We start from the raw sequence: 15,597 nt of genomic DNA, 5'->3' as shown, positions 1-15,597 counted from the left end.
CACTGCGTAATTCTGAAGTCATCACTTGTGCACGCTGGGCGTCGGTGGTGTCCTTGTGAAGGACATCACATCACGACGGAGAGTGCCACGGACATGAACACCACCTCGCTGATACAGCTGATCAAGGAATCCGGAACGGTGGTCCGCAACGAGACGTATTCACCTCTGGTCGCGGACATCGACACGGGTGCGATGAAGGAGATCTATCGCGATCTCGTGGTCGTCCGGCGAATCGACGCCGAGGCCACCGCGCTGCAGCGGCAAGGCGAACTGGGGCTGTGGGCTCCGTTGCTCGGACAGGAAGCGGCGCAGGTCGGCTCGGCCCGCGCGCTCGACTCCGAGGACTTCGTGTTCGCCAGCTACCGCGAGCACGGGGTGGCTTATTGCCGCGGAGTCGATCCCACTCGGATGCTCCGTTTCTGGCGGGGATCGACCCTGTCGGGATGGGACCCGTACGAATATCGAATGACGACGCCGGCGATCATCGTCGGTTCGCAGGGTCTGCACGCGACCGGATACGCGATCGGCATGCAGCTCGAGGGTGCCGACGGTGCGGCTATCACCTACTTCGGAGACGGAGCGACCAGCCAGGGCGATATCTCGGAGGCTCTCGGGTTCGCGGCCAGTTTCCATGCACCGGTGGTGTTCTTCTGCCAGAACAACCAGTGGGCGATCTCCGAACCGGTCACCGTGCAGACCAAGTCCACGATCGCGGCACGCGGTGAGGGATTCGGCATCCCATCGGTACGGGTCGACGGAAACGACGTCCTCGCGGTGCTGGCCGTGACCAGAGCAGCGCTGGCCCGCGCCCGTGAGGGCAGCGGCCCGACGCTCATCGAAGCCGTCACCTACCGCATGGGGCCGCACACCACGTCCGACGACCCGACGAGGTATCGATCCGGGGCCATGGACGACGAGTGGCGTACCAAGGATCCGATCGACCGAATCGAGAAGCTGCTCAGACGAATCGGCGTGTTCGACGACGAGTTCGTGGCCTCGGTCCAGCGGACGGCGGACGACGTCGCCGCCGATCTGCGACGTGGATGCCTCGAGACCGTCGAACCCGCGGCGATGACGGTATTCGACAACGTCTACGCCGACCCGCACTCTCTGCTCGATGACGAGCGGGCCCAATTCGCCTCCTACCAAGCTGGATTCGAAGGAGTCACGTCATGACCACCCTGGAACGGCCCACCAGCCTGCCGCTCGGCAAAGCCATCAATGCCGGCCTGCGTCGCGCTATGGAAAACGACCCCAAGGTGTTGCTGATGGGCGAGGACATCGGCAAGCTCGGTGGCGTCTTCCGCATCACCGACGGCCTGCAGAAGGACTTCGGGCCCGGCCGAGTACTGGACATGCCGCTGGCCGAATCGGGCATCATCGGTACCGCTGTGGGCCTGGCGATGCGCGGATTCCGTCCCGTGTGCGAGATCCAGTTCGACGGCTTCATCTACCCGGCGTTCGATCAGATCGTGTCGCAGGTGGCGAAACTGCACTATCGCACGAGCGGAAATGTCAAGATCCCGATGACCATCCGAGTGCCCTACGGCGGCGGAATCGGTGCAGTGGAACATCATTCGGAATCACCGGAGGGCTACTTCGCCCAGACCGCCGGACTGCGCGTGGTGACCTGCAGCAACGCCGCCGACGGCTACTCGATGATCCAGCAGGCCATTGCCAGCGACGATCCCGTGCTGTTCTTCGAACCCAAACGTCGATACTGGGAGAAGAGTCCGATCGACCTCGGTGTCGACGATCTCGACACCGCCTTTCCGCTGCATCGGGCGCGGGTGGTCACCGAGGGCACCGACATCACACTGGTGGCCTACGGACCGTTGGTGTCCACTGCCCGTAAGGCAGCCGAAGTTGCTGCACACGAGGGTATCTCGATCGAGGTCATCGATCTGCGGTCGCTGTCGCCGATCGACTTCGAGACCGTCGAAGCGTCGGTGCGCAAGACCGGACGGCTCGTCGTCACACACGAGGCACCGGTCTTCATGGGCCTCGGCTCGGAGATAGCCGCTCGCATCTCCGAGCGGTGCTTCTACAACCTCGAAGCGCCGGTGCTGCGGGTCGGTGGATTCGGAACGCCGTACCCGGCGTCGAAGCTCGAGAAGTTCTATCTTCCCGACGTCGACCGGATCCTCGACGCAGTGGACCGCTGCCGTTCCCACTGAGCTGCAGTTTCGCCCCGATCACATTCTCCGCCGATACCGACCGAACAGGATTCGACGATGTCCACCATCAAGAGTTTTCCGCTGCCCGACCTGGGGGAGGGCCTCACCGAGGCCGACCTGTTGACCTGGCTCGTCGCGGTCGGTGACACCATCGAACTCAACCAGAACATCGCCGAGGTCGAGACGGCCAAGGCTGCGGTGGAATTGCCTTCTCCGTTCGCCGGTGTTGTTGCTGCCATACATGTTTCCGAGGGCGACACGGTGGAGGTCGGAGTGCCGATCATCGACATCAGAGTCGGCGGTGACGACGAACCGGTTGTTTCCGATCCAGAGCAGTCCGTTTCCCCGGTTCAGACCACGTCGTCCGGGGAGGACGAGGACGAGCGCGTCCCGGTGCTCGTGGGTTACGGCGTCGCGAAGGAAGACTCGAGCCGACGCGGTGGCCGCGTCGACTCACCTGCGGCGTCCGCGCCGAACGAGCAGAACGGAAAGCCGCTTGCGGCCCCACCGGTACGAAAGATGGCCAAGGACAACGGCGTCGATCTGAACGAGCTGCCCGCGAGTGGACGCCACGGCGACGTCACCCGTCAGGACGTGGAGTCGTACCTGCAGGGCGGGTCGGCTGCGCGGAGTGAGACCGATGGGCAGATTGACACCGATGTGCAGCTCGAGACCGAGGCGCAGCAATCGGTATCCGGGCGGACCGGTCGAGAGGAGCGCACTCCGATCAAGGGGGTGCGCAAGCACACCGCCGAGGCCATGGTGCGAAGTGCGTTCACTGCACCTCACGTCACCGAATTCGTGACCGTCGACGTGACCGAGACGCTCGAACTCCTCGAGTCGCTGCGGTCCTCCACACACTTCCGGGACGTGCGTCTGACGCCGTTGGCTCTGGTGTCCAAAGCCGTTCTCGTTGCCCTGAAATCGAATCCGTCGCTGAACTCGAGCTGGGACGAGGTTGCGCAGGAAATCGTGACCAAGTACTACGTCAACCTCGGCATCGCGGCGGCGACACCCCGCGGATTGATGGTGCCCAACATCAAGAACGCACACGAACTCTCTCTGGTGGACATCGCGCGTGCCCTGGCCGACCTGACGCGCATCGCGAAGGAGGGCAAGAGCAGTCCGGCCGATCTGGCCGACGGCACCATCACCATCACCAACGTGGGGGTGTTCGGAGTCGACGCAGGCACGCCGATCCTCAACCCCGGCGAGGCGGCCATCCTGTGCTTCGGGTCCATCCGTCGCACGCCGTGGGAACACAACGGCGAGATCGCTTTACGGTCGGTGACGACACTGTCGCTCTCGTTCGATCATCGACTGGTCGACGGCCGACAGGGGTCGGAATTCCTCGCCCTCGTCGGTCGTCTGCTGACTCACCCGATCGATCTGATCGCGCTCGGCTGACCGCGGCGGCGCGGTGTGAATGCCGCCGGGGTTCAGTGCACCGGCTGCGCCGACACGGCCTCGTCCCGATCACTGCTTGCCTGTGCTCGGATGAAGAACGACGCAGCCACCGCGACCAGTGACACCGCCCCACCGCACAGGAATGCGGTGTGGATGCCTGCCTCGGAACCACCCACCTGTGTTGCCCCGTCGGAGATTCGGGCTGCTGCGGTGTTCGACATGACGGTGACGAACAACGCGGTTCCTGCGGCTCCGGCCAGCTGCTGCACGGTGTTGAAGATTGCGCTGCCGTGCGAGTACAGGCGGGTGGGAAGGGATCCGAGCGAGGAGGTCATCAGCGGAGTCATGATGAGCGCGAGCCCCGCCGAGAGCAGCATGTGGATACCGACGACCAGCGGTAGTGCCGACTGTGCGTCCAGCACCGTCATCGACCACAACGCGGCGCTCACCACCATGGCTCCGGGAATGACCAACGGGCGCGGCCCGATTCGGTCGAAGATGCGGCCGACGAAGGGGGCGAGCAGACCCATCAGCAATCCGCCGGGCAGGAGCATCAGGCCGGTTGCGAGGGTGTCGAGTCCGCGCACGTTCTGCAGATACATCGGCAGGAGGATCAGGGCACCGAACAGGGCCATCATCGAGATCGCGATCATGCCGAGTCCGATGCTGAAGGTGGGGGTGCGGAACGGACGCATGTCCAGCAGCGCGCCGCCGCGTTCCTGGCGGGCGATCTGCCGCAGCACGAAGACGATGAGTGCGATGACTCCCACCACCAACGGCAACCAGACCGGTACGACGGACTCCTCGGCAGAATGACCGAGGCTGCTCAGGCCGTAGACGATGCCGCCGAACGCCAAGGCGGACAACACGACCGACGTGGGATCGAACAAGGGCCGTCCCGTCTCGGTCACGTTCTTCACCAGTGTGGTTCCGATGCCGAACGCGACGAGCGCGATGGGAAGCACCAGCCAGAACATCCAACGCCAATTCAGCGAGTCGAGAATGACTCCGGAGATGGTGGGGCCGACGGCCGGCGCGACGGCGATGACGATGGAGATCACACCCATCATCGCGCCGCGCTTGTGGGCCGGGACGACGGTGAGCACTGTGGTCATGAGCAGCGGCAGCATGATCGCCGTCCCGCTGGCCTGCGTGATGCGGCCGAGCAGAAGCAGCTCGAAACCGGGTGCCGAGGCCGCGAGCAGGGTGCCGACGGTGAACAGGGTCATCGCAGTCACGAACACCTGACGCAGCGTGAAGCGTTGGAACAGGTAGCCGGTGACGGGAATGACCACCGCCATGGTCAGTAGGAATCCAGTGGTGAGCCACTGGGCCGTCGTCGCCGTGATCTCGAGGTCGACCATCAGGGTCGGGAGCGCCACGCTCATGATCGTCTCGTTGAGGATCATGACGAAGGCCGCGATGACCAATATGCCGATCAGTAGCTTGCTGCCCGGCGCGAGTTGCTCGTCGGGGGTGCGGTCGGTCTCGGGTGAACTCATGTGTCGACAAACTTTCGCGTATGGGATCGAAGCTGCAATCGTATGTAGATAGCTTCAATCATTATGACAGTGACTGTCAACTTGACGATTGCTGGTAAGTTGGCAGCGAATGACGACCGCAGCCGACGGATGGACGAGGATGAGCGAACGAGTGCCGGACCTGCGAGAGCGACGTCGCCGAGACACTCGGCTCGAGATCACTCGCGCCGCACTCGAGTTATTCGAGAAGCAGGGCTGCGCCGCGACCACGGTGGACGAGATCGCGCGCCGAGCGGGGGTGTCGCCGAGTACGTTCTTTCGCAGCTTCGCCTCGAAGGAGGAGTCCGTTCTCGGCATCGACCCTGATTTCGAGGTCGACTTCGACCAGTGGCTCGCCGCTACCGCGCCCGAGCACATCACGCTGCCTGGAATCGAAGCGTTGTACGAGCAGTCCGTCGAGCGACTGTCGACAGCGCCCGAGGAGGAGCGCGACCGACTCCTACGCACTCGGCGACTGATCGGTATCGACGCGCATCTGCGGGCCGCAGCCTTCGCGGCCGACGCGATGACACTGTGCCGCGTCACCGATGCGGTGACCGAGCGCCTCGGCGACCACGAATCACGTTCGTATGCACGACTGTTGGTCGAAGGTGCCGGTATGGCCCTGCGCATCGCCTTCGACGACTGGGCGGTAAGGATCGACGGCGGGCAGGATGCCGACCTGCTGGACATCTATCGGACGACAGTGCGCGATCTGCGACGCGTCGTCGCCGGCTGAGGTCTCACGTCGTGAGTGGAACTTCGTAGCCCAGGTCGAGTTTCCGCGCACATGGCGCGCAGCGCCTCTAGCCGAGGCGGCGGGGCGACAGATCCGCTTCGAGAAGGCCGCGCTCGGCCACGTCGGCCGGAACCGGTTCTCCGCGAACGACAGTCGCGCCCACCCGGGCCAGCGCCGCGCACGTCTGGATTCCGTAGCCGCCCTGCCCGGCGCACCAGAAGAAGCCCTCGAGCTCGGGGTCGAACCCGACCACCGGGGTGCGATCGGGAACGAAGCTGCGCAGTCCGGCCCACGACGAACGAACGTGTCGCGCAGTCAGGGTGGTCACCTCGGCTATGTCGTCGAACGCCCGCGCGATCTCCAGCTCGTCCGGACGGGCATCGCTCGGTTCGACCGCCGTCTCGTCGGCCGGCGAGCACAACAGCTGTGCGCCTTCGGGTTTGATGTAGAACTTCTCGTCGATGTCGCTCAGTGTCGCCAGATTCTTTGTGTCGAGATCGTCGGGTGCGGAAACCACGAAGACCGACCTGCGCTTGGGAACCAAGCCGATGTGGCGGGCCCCCGCCATCGCGCCGACGACATCCGCCCAGGCCCCTGCCGCGTTCACGACCAGTGGAGCCCGATGAGTCGTCCCGTCCGAGGTGCGCACGTGCCACAGATCGTTCACGCGCTCGAGCTCGGTCACCGAAGCCTTGGTGTGGATCCGACCGCCCCGCTGTCGCAGCCCTCCGACGAAGCCCTGATGCAGAGCATGGACGTCGACCTCCATCGAATGCGGTTCGTACAGAGCGCAATCGATCAGCTCGGGCCGTAGCGGTGGGAAGAATGTGCATGCGTCGGTGGGGGAGATCAGCTGCGCGTCGGGAGTGAGGCGACTGACGTCGGTGTACATCGCTTCGAGGGCATCGCCGCGTCCCGTGGCCGCGAATTGCAACAGTGGACGCGGAGTGAGCAAATCCGACCGGAAGCAGTCGGGTGGGTTCACCAGAAAGTCTCGGCTGGCGGTCGTCAAGGCGCGAATCGTGCTGTTGCCGTATGTCTCCAGAAACAGAGCCGCGGATCGACCGGTGGTGTGGAACGCCAACGTGGACTCACGCTCGAGCAGAGTGACACGGCGGTCGCCGGCGAGTTCGTATGCGAGTGAGACACCGCCGATGCCGCCGCCGATGACAACGACGTCCGAGAGGGCGGGCTGTTCGGTGGCGCTCATGGATGTCTCCTGTTCGGCTTCGGCGTGAACCACTGCGCTCCGGGGCCGACTGCTTCGTCGAAGATCAGCCACGTCCGCGTCGAGAGTATCCCGTCCAGCCCTTGCAACTTGTCGAGTACCAGGTGTCGCAATGCCGAGTTGTCCGGAGCGCGCACGAGGACCAAGGCGTCGAAGTCGCCGCCCATCAGGCTGACGTGTTCGACGAAGGGGAACGTGCTGAGGTCGTCGGCGACAGCCCGCCAGGAATCTTGCCGAATCGACAGTGCGACATACGCGGATGCGCCGAATCCGGCTTTCTCGTACGCGATGCGGGCGGTGAAACCCTCGATCACACCTTCGTCGACGAGGCGGTCGACGCGAACGTAGGCATGTGCGCGGGAAATGTGGGTGGCTTCGGCGAGGGCCCTCATGGACATGCGCCCGTCTCGGCTCAGTTCGGTGACGATCCGTCGGTCGACGTCGTCGAGTTCGTATTCGGTCTCGCTCGGTGCCATACGTCCACTCCAGACCGATCGCGATGGAAGCTCGTGGACGAATAGTCACACAGCGAGCTTCAGTATGCCATCGGTCTGCAATCCGGTTCGTGATTTGATACTCGGTCCATTTCGACACAGTCTGTGTAGAACGCATCGACGACGAACCAGCGCAGGAGGGGACCCCATGGCCATGACCGACACGCTCGAGCACGTCACGACCTCGGTCGCACGACGCGTTCGCGAGGGACACGAGGCGGACTTCGTCGAATGGACCGACCGGGGCATCGACCTGGTGCGAACCTTCCCGGGCTTTCTCGGCGGAGGCTGGCTGCGCAGCTCGGCCGAATCCAGGGACTATCACGTGGTGTATCGATTCGAGACGCACGACCATCTCGAGGCGTGGTTGCGTTCGGAGGCGAGGCGCGATTGGCTCGGCCGTGGCCGACCGATAGCGGACGACGTTGTGACACATCGGCTTTCCGGCGTGGAGGGATGGTTCGAGCCACAGTCGAACCTGACCGACGCCGTGCGCGTCGTGGGCGGTCCGCCGCCGCGGTGGAAGCAGGCCGTGTCCATCGGTGTTGCGTTCTATGCCGTCAGCCTGTTGGTGAACCTCGTGATCACTCCACATCTGACCCACCTGAACGTGGCCCTGCGGACTGCGGTCGTAGTGATGATGTGCACTCCGCTGATGGTGTACGTGGTGATGCCGTTCGTCACCGCACGACTGCGAAAGTGGCTCGTACCGCGCGGTTGACGGCCACGGCCCTGCTCGTTGCGAGCCGAGCGGTACCCTCTGCGTCATGCGAATCGGACAGACCGCCCCGGATTTCGAGCTGCCCGATCATTCCGGTGAACGTCGTGCGCTCACCGAGCTCACGGCGTCGGGGCCGGTGGTCCTGTTCTTCTATCCGGCTGCGAACAGTCCGATCTGCACGGCCGAGGCGTGCCATTTTCGGGATCTGGGAGCGGAGTTCGGCAGGTTCGGTGCGCAGCGAGTGGGGATCAGCACCGATACCCGAGACAAGAACCAACATTTCGCGCTGCAGAGGTCGTTCGACTTCCCGTTGCTCTCGGATTCCGACGGTGCGGTGGCCGAACAGTTCGGAGTGCGGCGCGGCGGGTGGTTCGCCCGTAGGCGTCGACTTCGGGATTTCGAGCGCGGCCACTCGAACGTGGCTCGTCGCAGTTACCTACGGCAGTTGTTGTCCGTGAAGCGGACGACGTTCGTGATCGATCGGCACCGTACGGTGCGGATGGTGGTGCAGAGCGAGCGCGGTCACGTACACGCGACCAAGGCGCTGGAGTACCTGCGGTATCTGTCGTGAGGGTCAGTCGTTGGCACCGCTGAAGAGGGCCGTGTAGACGGCGGGCTTGGTCGCTTCGGCCGAGGCATCGGTCGAAGCGTCGTCGGGATGGCTGAAGAGCGCCTCGTTCTTGTCTTTGTGTTCCATTCCCCGAGCATGCACCTCATCGGTCGCAATAGCCACTTGCCGCGCGGAACGACCGCGCTCGGCCGGTCGCGTTCGGTGGAATACTGCCCGGGTGTCCGATGAAACGTTGTTCGAAGCTCTGCGGCGTGAGCCCGATGCCGAGGCACCCAATCTGCATGCGGTCGACGCGGCAGATCGTCTGCTGCTCGATACCGTCGACGAACTGGGGGTCGACCGCACGGCACCGATTGCTGTGATCGGTGATCGCTACGGCGCTCTGACTCTGGGTGCGGCGGCCCTGGGGTTCACCGACGTGCGAGTGCACCAGGACGCTGTTACCGGCGTACGCGCTCTGGAGCTGAACGCGGCGCGTGTGTCGATGGTCGGCACGTACACCCACCACGGGCTGGGTGCGGGACTGCTCGACGGCGTCGGCACCGTGTTGATGCAGTTGCCACGAGGTCTGGCCGAGCTCACCGAGATCGCCGAGCACATCGCGGCGCATGCGCTCCAGAACGTCGTCGTCCTGGCCGGCGGCCGGGACAAACACATGACGCCTGCGATGAACGACATCCTCGGGCGGTCGTTCGAGACCGTCACGGCGGGTCGGGGACGGCAGAAGGCGCGGGTACTGACCGCGACCGGGGCAGTGGCGTCGGAGATGACGTACCCGGTCGAGAAGCGAATCGACGACCTCGGCCTGACGGTCGTGGCTCACGGCGCGGTCTTCGCCGGGGCGGGCCTCGATATCGGGACGAGGTTCCTACTGGGGTTCGTGCCGAAGATGGCACCTCGCGCAACCAACGCCGTCGATCTGGGGTGCGGCAGTGGAATCCTCGCGACCGAATTGGCTCGAACCAGGCCCGGTCTCGAGGTGATCGCGACGGACCGATCCGCCGCGGCCATCGCGTCGGCCGCTGCCACCGCCGAGGCGAACGGGACCACGATCTCGGTGGTGGCCGACGACGCGATGTCGACGTTCGAGTCCCGGTCGGTCGACCTGATCGTCTGCAACCCGCCGTTCCACGAGGGCGCTGCGGTACACACAGGCGGGGCAGGCAAGTTGTTCGAGGCCGCCGGACGCGTGCTGCGGCCGGGCGGACAGCTGTGGACGGTGTTCAACACGCACCTGAACTATCGTCGGGCTCTCGCCGACGCCGTCGGGCCCACCGATCCGATGGGACGCAACACCAAGTTCACCGTCACTCGCTCGGTGCTCCCGAGCGAGTAACGGTGAAGACCAGATGCGAGAGCGTCAGGTGACGGGGCCGCCGTCTTCCGGGGTGCCGTCGATCTGGCCCCTGTCGCGCCCACGATCCTCGACGAGAGTCCCTTCGACGATCTCGGCCTGACGCTGGCCTTCCGCGTAATCGATGTCGGGATCCTCGTCGGACTCCTCGATGACGTGGTCGACCAGTTCTTCGGTCAGTTCGTCGTCCGGTGTCTCGGTGATCGGACGGTCGAGATCCTCCTCGACGGCGATGTCGGGTTCTTCTTCGCTGAGTTTGAGGTCGAGGCTCTCGCCCTCGGCTGCTTCACGGGCAGTGGTGCCGAAACTGTTGGCTTCGCTCCAGTGGTCCGGGGGATCGACCACGGTGTCGCCGTCGTCGTTGCGCACCTCGTCGGAGTCGAGGCTTTCGCTTTGGTCCAAGGTCTGGTCGGGTCCGTCTTCGATTGCCATTTCCTCATAGTGCCCGTTTCGATTCGGTGTCACACACGCGGTCGTGGCTGCCTGTCGAGGGGCGACCCGGTAGAGTCCGTTTTGTCCGACGTAGAGGTTCTCGTCACGGGAACTTTTGTCCGGATGTCGAACGTTCTACTGATGACCGACGGGGAGATCCCCGGTGGGGATCAGAACTTACGAAGGGAAGAGACACGGTGCGCACCTCCAGCAACCCGGTGTTCCGCAACCTGCCCAAGCAGCAGGGCGGCGGATACGCCACATTCGGATCTGCGACGGCTGGAGCCTCGCAGGCCGCAACGTTCGGCCAGCATCCCGGAACACAGGCCGACCCGTACACCACGCAGCCCGCCGAGCGGGCCATGACGATCGACGACGTGGTCACCAAGACCGGCATCACCCTCGGTGTGCTCAGCGTCACGGCGATCATCTCGTACTTCCTGGTCTCGGGTAATCCGGGCTTGGCCATCCCCTTCGTGATCGGCGGCGGCCTCATCGGCTTCGGCTTGGTCATGTTCGCGACGTTCGGTCGCAAGATGGACAACAAGGCAATCGTGCTTGCCTACGCCGCGGCGGAAGGTGTGTTCCTCGGCGCGCTGTCGCTGATGTTCACCGACGTCTCGTTCGGCGGAGTCGGCGGATCGGCACTGATCGGCCAGGCCATCCTCGGCACGTTCGGCGTGTTCTTCGGCATGCTGGTCGTCTACAAGACCGGTGCAATTCGCGTCACGCCGCGTCTGACTCGCATGATCGTCGGTGCCCTCATCGGTGTCGTCGTGCTCATGCTCGGCAACCTCGTCGCCAGCTTCTTCATGGACGGTGGATTCGGGCTGCGTGACGGCGGACCCATCGCCATCATCTTCAGCCTCGTCTGCATCGGCATTGCGGCGTTCAGCTTCCTGCTGGACTTCGACCAGGCCGATCAGCTGATCCGCGCACAGGCTCCGGAGAAGGCAGCCTGGGGCGTCGCGCTCGGCCTGACCATCACGTTGGTCTGGCTGTACGTCGAAATCCTGCGTCTGCTGAGCTACTTCCAGAACGACTAGTACTCACGCGAAAAGCCCCGCCCTCCGATTCGGAGGGCGGGGCTTTTTCGTTGTGCGTCTCGGATCAGCTGAGACGTTCGAGCACCATGGCCATGCCCATGCCGCCGCCGACGCACATGGTCTCGACGCCGAACGTCTTGTCGTGTGTCGTCAGGTTGTTCAGCAGAGTCGTGGTGATGCGGGCACCGGTCATGCCGAACGGGTGACCGACCGCGATGGCACCGCCGGAGACGTTGAGCTTGTCCTCTTCGATGCCGAGGTCACGGGCGGAACCGAGGACCTGCACCGCGAAGGCCTCGTTGATCTCGAACAGGTCGATGTCGGAGATCGACATGCCCGCGATCTTCAGCGCCTTACGGGTGGCCTCGATCGGCCCCAGGCCCATGATCTCGGGAGACGTGCCGGTGACGCCGGTGGACACGATGCGAGCCAACGGGGTCAGGCCCAGCTCCTTGGCCTTGGTGTCGCTCATGATGACGAGCGCTGCTGCGCCGTCGTTGAGCGGGCACGCGTTACCGGCGGTGATGGTGCCGTTCGGACGGAAGACCGGCTTGAGCTGGCTGATCTTCTCGTACGTGGTGCCGGCGCGAGGGCCGTCGTCGGTGGTGACGACGGTGCCGTCGGGCAGGGTCACCGGGGTGATCTCCCGCTCGAAGAAGCCGGCGTTGATGGCCTCTTCGGCGCGGTTCTGGCTGCGGACGCCCCAGCGGTCCTGGTCCTCACGGCTGATGCCGGTGAGCAGGGCGACGTTCTCGGCCGTCTGGCCCATCGCGATGTACGCGTCGGGCAGCTCGCCGTTCTCGCGGGGATCGGTCCAGCTGTCCGCGCCCTCTTCCTGTGCCTTCTTGGTACGGGCCTCGGCGTCGGCGAAGATCGGGTTGTGGCTTTCCGGGAGCGAATCCGAGCTGCCGTGGATGAAGCTGGACACGCTCTCGACACCAGCGGAGATGAACACGTCACCCTCGCCTGCCTTGATCGCGTGCAGCGCCATCCGGGTGGTCTGCAGCGAGGACGAACAGTAGCGCGTGATCGTCGTTCCGGGGAGCGAGTCGTAGCCGAGCTGAACCGCGACGATGCGGGCGAGGTTGTTGCCCTGCATCCCGCCGGGCAGGCCGCAGCCCAGGAGCAGGTCGTCGATGTCCTTCGGGTCGAGCGAGGGCACCTTGGCCAGCGCAGCGGCGACCATCTGAGCGGTGAGGTCGTCGGGACGAATGTCCTTGAGCGACCCCTTCATTGCCCTGCCGATGGGTGAGCGCGCGGTGGCGACGATGACTGCCTCTGGCATGAGATCTCCTTCGATATCGATACTGCTTACCTGCTCTGTTACCGCCGAGTAGGCGATGTCTCCTGATCGAACTTACAACCCCGCCGAACGGCCATCTCCACGACGTAGGAGATCCTCCGCCGCGCTGTCGATCTCGGCGTCGAGCTCGGCAGTTCTGCGCCGGAGAAAGCGGTCCACTGCGGCGGTGGCGCGGGGGATGGCTCTGCGTGATTCGGCGGCGGCGGACACCGTCGGCAGTTCGGGCAGTGGACCGCCGTGCCAGACGCCGAGGGCCGAGGCGAGCACCGGCAGAATCTGTTGCGCGGCCAGCTCGTAACCCGCAGCGGACGGGTGGAAGCGGTCCGCCGAGAACATCGTGTCGGGGGCGGCCAGAAACTCCGGTGCCAGCAGGTCCGCCAGGGCTACCGGATGCCCGCCGGCGCCGAGAGTCCTGGCCGTCTGGGCATGGGCCAGCCGCCGACCCCAATTGCGGACGACGGTACGCAGCGGTTGCGGAATGGCCGTCACGACACCGAGATCGGGGCACGTTCCCACCGCGACGACGCAGCCCTTGGCCGTCAATCGTTCGACTGCATCGCCCAGCCTGGCCGCTGATGCCGGAATGGAGAATTTCTTGGTGACGTCGTTCGCGCCGATGAAGATCACCGCGGCATCGGGCGGCGGGCCCGCGACGAACATGGCGTCGACCTGACCTTCGAGTCCCTTGGACGTGGCACCGGCAATTGCTTTGGTGCTCAGGCGGATTCGTTGACCGGTTTCCTCGGCCAACCCGCGGGCGAGCAGGACACCCGGGACCTCGTCGGCCACAGTGCAACCCACGCCTGCCGCGGTGGAGTCGCCGAAGATCATCAGATGAATATCTGCTGAACTTCCCATGCGCCACCGCTCGGGTGCCGCGCAGCCGGCGGTGTAGACCCCGTCGGCCTCGGGTGGCTTGGCAATGTTGCGTCCGATGACGCCGCGGGCCGCAGCGGCCTGCCCCATCAGATGTCGGTACGCGGCCCAGGACGCAGTCCCTGCTCCAGAGCCTGCAAGTACCGTCGCGGCGCTCGCTTTCGCGGCGGTACGCCATCCGCTCGCCGTCACAGATCGATCCCTCTCGTCGTGCCCCCTCACCATCGTATGCGGGTGTCGACAGCCGTGGCCGTGAGTCCGATACCTGCATCTGGGAAGATGGAGCAATGCGCATCGCACAGCACATCACCGAACTCATCGGCAACACCCCGTTGGTGAAGTTGTCCTCCGTCATCGGCGACGGCGCCGGCACGGTCGCAGCCAAGATCGAGTACCTCAACCCGGGTGGTTCGTCGAAGGACCGCATCGCCGTCAAGATGATCGACGCAGCCGAGGCCTCGGGCGAGTTGAAGCCCGGCGGCACCATCGTCGAGCCCACGTCCGGTAACACCGGCGTCGGCCTCGCGCTCGTCGCTCAGCAGCGTGGCTACAAGTGTGTGTTCGTGTGCCCCGACAAGGTCGGCGTGGACAAGCGCAACGTGCTGCGTGCCTACGGTGCCGAGGTCGTCGTCTGCCCCACGGCCGTCGCGCCCGAAGACCCCAACAGCTACTACAGCGTCTCCGACCGACTCGTCCGCGAGATCGAGGGAGCGTGGAAGCCGAACCAGTACGCCAACCCGGCCGGCCCGGCCAGCCACTACGAGACCACCGGGCCCGAGATCTGGGCCGACACCGACGGCAAGATCACGCACTTCGTCGCAGGCGTCGGCACCGGCGGCACCATCTCCGGCACCGGCAAGTACCTCAAGGAGGTCTCCGGCGGCAAGGTCAAGGTCATCGGCGTCGACCCCGAGGGATCGGTGTACTCCGGTGGCACGGGACGTCCGTACTTGGTCGAGGGTGTCGGTGAGGACTTCTGGCCGACCGCCTACGACCCGTCGATCCCGGACGAGATCATCGCCGTGTCCGACAACGACTCGTTCGACATGACTCGTCGCCTCGCCCGCGAGGAAGGTCTGCTGGTGGGCGGCTCGTGCGGCATGGCTGCTGTCGCGGCCATTCAGGTTGCCGAACGCGAAGGCCCCGACGCGTTGGTCGTCGTATTGCTGCCCGACGGTGGCCGCGGCTACCTGGCGAAGATCTTCAACGACTCGTGGATGTCCTCGTACGGATTCCTGCGTTCGCGGTTGGACGGCACCACCGAGGAGACCTCGGTCGGCGCAGTGCTGCGCGGCAAGTCCGGTGCCCTGCCCGATCTGGTGCACACCCACCCGTCCGAGACCGTGCGCGACGCCATCGAGATCCTGCGTGAGTACGGCGTCTCGCAGATGCCCGTCGTCGGAGCCGAGCCGCCCGTCATGGCAGGCGAGGTCGCCGGCAGCGTCACCGAGCGCGATCTGCTCAGCGCCGTGTTCGAGGGTCGCGCAGCGTTGGCCGACCCGGTCGCCAAGCACATGAGTGCCCCGTTCCCGCTGATCGGTGCCGGCGAAACCGTCTCCGACGCCACCAAGGCCCTCGGGGAGTCCGATGCGCTGATGGTCGTCGAAGAGGGCAAGCCCGTCGGCGTCATCACCCGCCACGATCTGCTCGGGTTCCTCAGTAAGGGTGCCTGACCGTCGTGCGCGTTTTGCGTACCCTGAGGGACGCAAAACGCGCACGACAGTGTCGC

General features: G+C 65.1%; 16 protein-coding genes. 9 read left to right on the top strand and 7 right to left on the bottom strand.

Annotated features, from left to right (window positions below; genetic code table 11):
- The first annotated feature begins 93 nt into the window (after positions 1–93).
- Genes pdhA through CH262_RS23540 form a run of 3 tightly spaced genes read left to right on the top strand, consistent with a single transcriptional unit; the run spans position 94 to position 3,584 of the window.
- A complete protein-coding gene (gene pdhA / locus CH262_RS23550; protein ID WP_094718547.1) occupies positions 94–1,176 on the top strand; it encodes a pyruvate dehydrogenase (acetyl-transferring) E1 component subunit alpha in 1,083 nt (360 codons plus the stop codon).
- Positions 1,173–2,177, top strand: a complete 1,005-nt coding sequence (locus CH262_RS23545; protein WP_032371090.1) for an alpha-ketoacid dehydrogenase subunit beta — start codon at positions 1,173–1,175, stop codon at positions 2,175–2,177. The genes pdhA and CH262_RS23545 overlap by 4 nt, the downstream gene beginning before the upstream one ends.
- A gap of 57 nt (positions 2,178–2,234) precedes the next feature.
- A complete protein-coding gene (locus CH262_RS23540) occupies positions 2,235–3,584 on the top strand; it encodes a dihydrolipoamide acetyltransferase family protein (protein ID WP_094718546.1) in 1,350 nt (449 codons plus the stop codon).
- A gap of 32 nt (positions 3,585–3,616) precedes the next feature.
- Here the strand turns inward: CH262_RS23540 and CH262_RS23535 are convergent, their stop codons facing one another.
- Positions 3,617–5,086, bottom strand: a complete 1,470-nt coding sequence (locus tag CH262_RS23535) for an MDR family MFS transporter (RefSeq protein ID WP_032387074.1) — start codon at positions 5,084–5,086, stop codon at positions 3,617–3,619.
- Positions 5,087–5,195: 109 nt separating this feature from the next.
- On the opposite strand from CH262_RS23535, the gene CH262_RS23530 reads away from it, so the two are divergent.
- On the top strand, positions 5,196–5,843 hold the full coding sequence (locus tag CH262_RS23530; protein WP_052057208.1) for a TetR/AcrR family transcriptional regulator: 648 nt from the start codon (positions 5,196–5,198) through the stop codon (positions 5,841–5,843).
- A gap of 67 nt (positions 5,844–5,910) precedes the next feature.
- Here the strand turns inward: CH262_RS23530 and CH262_RS23525 are convergent, their stop codons facing one another.
- Positions 5,911–7,053, bottom strand: a complete 1,143-nt coding sequence (locus CH262_RS23525; protein ID WP_094718658.1) for an NAD(P)/FAD-dependent oxidoreductase — start codon at positions 7,051–7,053, stop codon at positions 5,911–5,913.
- Positions 7,050–7,547, bottom strand: coding sequence for an Lrp/AsnC family transcriptional regulator (locus tag CH262_RS23520; RefSeq protein WP_027496240.1), 498 nt, complete (start codon positions 7,545–7,547; stop codon positions 7,050–7,052). Before CH262_RS23520 ends, CH262_RS23525 begins: the two co-directional genes overlap by 4 nt.
- Before the next feature lie 172 nt (positions 7,548–7,719).
- Between CH262_RS23520 and CH262_RS23515 the strand changes: the two genes are divergently transcribed.
- On the top strand, positions 7,720–8,286 hold the full coding sequence (locus tag CH262_RS23515; protein WP_094718657.1) for an antibiotic biosynthesis monooxygenase: 567 nt from the start codon (positions 7,720–7,722) through the stop codon (positions 8,284–8,286).
- 46 nt (positions 8,287–8,332) lie between these two features.
- Positions 8,333–8,857 carry a peroxiredoxin gene (locus tag CH262_RS23510; RefSeq protein ID WP_027496242.1) on the top strand — a complete coding sequence of 175 codons (525 nt, stop codon included), beginning with the start codon at positions 8,333–8,335 and terminating at the stop codon, positions 8,855–8,857.
- Between the two features lie 3 nt (positions 8,858–8,860).
- Here CH262_RS23510 and CH262_RS28235 read toward each other — a convergent pair whose 3' ends face one another.
- Entirely contained in the window at positions 8,861–8,983 is a 123-nt protein-coding gene (locus CH262_RS28235) for a hypothetical protein (RefSeq protein ID WP_255032376.1), read from the bottom strand.
- Between the two features lie 91 nt (positions 8,984–9,074).
- Here CH262_RS28235 and CH262_RS23505 point away from each other — a divergent pair, with 91 nt between their 5' ends.
- Positions 9,075–10,193, top strand: a complete 1,119-nt coding sequence (locus tag CH262_RS23505) for a class I SAM-dependent methyltransferase (protein WP_094718545.1) — start codon at positions 9,075–9,077, stop codon at positions 10,191–10,193.
- A gap of 24 nt (positions 10,194–10,217) precedes the next feature.
- Here CH262_RS23505 and CH262_RS23500 read toward each other — a convergent pair whose 3' ends face one another.
- Positions 10,218–10,643, bottom strand: coding sequence for a hypothetical protein (locus tag CH262_RS23500; RefSeq protein WP_027496244.1), 426 nt, complete (start codon positions 10,641–10,643; stop codon positions 10,218–10,220).
- A gap of 197 nt (positions 10,644–10,840) precedes the next feature.
- On the opposite strand from CH262_RS23500, the gene CH262_RS23495 reads away from it, so the two are divergent.
- Positions 10,841–11,689, top strand: coding sequence for a Bax inhibitor-1/YccA family protein (locus CH262_RS23495; protein ID WP_094718544.1), 849 nt, complete (start codon positions 10,841–10,843; stop codon positions 11,687–11,689).
- Positions 11,690–11,753: 64 nt separating this feature from the next.
- Here CH262_RS23495 and CH262_RS23490 read toward each other — a convergent pair whose 3' ends face one another.
- Entirely contained in the window at positions 11,754–12,974 is a 1,221-nt protein-coding gene (locus CH262_RS23490) for an acetyl-CoA C-acetyltransferase (RefSeq protein ID WP_027496254.1), read from the bottom strand.
- A gap of 72 nt (positions 12,975–13,046) precedes the next feature.
- A complete protein-coding gene (locus CH262_RS23485) occupies positions 13,047–14,093 on the bottom strand; it encodes an SGNH/GDSL hydrolase family protein (protein ID WP_241258259.1) in 1,047 nt (348 codons plus the stop codon).
- Positions 14,094–14,155: 62 nt separating this feature from the next.
- On the opposite strand from CH262_RS23485, the gene CH262_RS23480 reads away from it, so the two are divergent.
- Entirely contained in the window at positions 14,156–15,541 is a 1,386-nt protein-coding gene (locus CH262_RS23480; protein ID WP_094718543.1) for a cystathionine beta-synthase, read from the top strand.
- Positions 15,542–15,597 lie beyond the last annotated feature (56 nt).

The sequence above is a fragment of the Rhodococcus sp. 05-2255-1e genome (assembly GCF_002259025.1).
GTDB classification, from domain to species: domain Bacteria; phylum Actinomycetota; class Actinomycetes; order Mycobacteriales; family Mycobacteriaceae; genus Rhodococcoides; species Rhodococcoides fascians.
The sequence above is the reverse complement of the archived record's forward strand: the minus strand, read 5'-3'. Positions and strand labels throughout refer to the sequence as shown.

Coding starts and splice junctions, on each gene's coding strand:
- CH262_RS28235 (WP_255032376.1), bottom strand. CDS start 8,983: ATGGAACACAAAGACAAGAACGAGGCGCTCTTCAGCCATCCCGACGAC.
- CH262_RS23485 (WP_241258259.1), bottom strand. CDS start 14,093: ATGGTGAGGGGGCACGACGAGAGGGATCGATCTGTGACGGCGAGCGGA.
- CH262_RS23545 (WP_032371090.1), top strand. CDS start 1,173: ATGACCACCCTGGAACGGCCCACCAGCCTGCCGCTCGGCAAAGCCATC.
- CH262_RS23520 (WP_027496240.1), bottom strand. CDS start 7,547: ATGGCACCGAGCGAGACCGAATACGAACTCGACGACGTCGACCGACGG.
- pdhA (WP_094718547.1), top strand. CDS start 94: ATGAACACCACCTCGCTGATACAGCTGATCAAGGAATCCGGAACGGTG.
- CH262_RS23515 (WP_094718657.1), top strand. CDS start 7,720: ATGACCGACACGCTCGAGCACGTCACGACCTCGGTCGCACGACGCGTT.
- CH262_RS23525 (WP_094718658.1), bottom strand. CDS start 7,053: ATGAGCGCCACCGAACAGCCCGCCCTCTCGGACGTCGTTGTCATCGGC.
- CH262_RS23480 (WP_094718543.1), top strand. CDS start 14,156: ATGCGCATCGCACAGCACATCACCGAACTCATCGGCAACACCCCGTTG.
- CH262_RS23510 (WP_027496242.1), top strand. CDS start 8,333: ATGCGAATCGGACAGACCGCCCCGGATTTCGAGCTGCCCGATCATTCC.
- CH262_RS23540 (WP_094718546.1), top strand. CDS start 2,235: ATGTCCACCATCAAGAGTTTTCCGCTGCCCGACCTGGGGGAGGGCCTC.
- CH262_RS23490 (WP_027496254.1), bottom strand. CDS start 12,974: ATGCCAGAGGCAGTCATCGTCGCCACCGCGCGCTCACCCATCGGCAGG.
- CH262_RS23530 (WP_052057208.1), top strand. CDS start 5,196: ATGACGACCGCAGCCGACGGATGGACGAGGATGAGCGAACGAGTGCCG.
- CH262_RS23535 (WP_032387074.1), bottom strand. CDS start 5,086: ATGAGTTCACCCGAGACCGACCGCACCCCCGACGAGCAACTCGCGCCG.
- CH262_RS23500 (WP_027496244.1), bottom strand. CDS start 10,643: ATGGCAATCGAAGACGGACCCGACCAGACCTTGGACCAAAGCGAAAGC.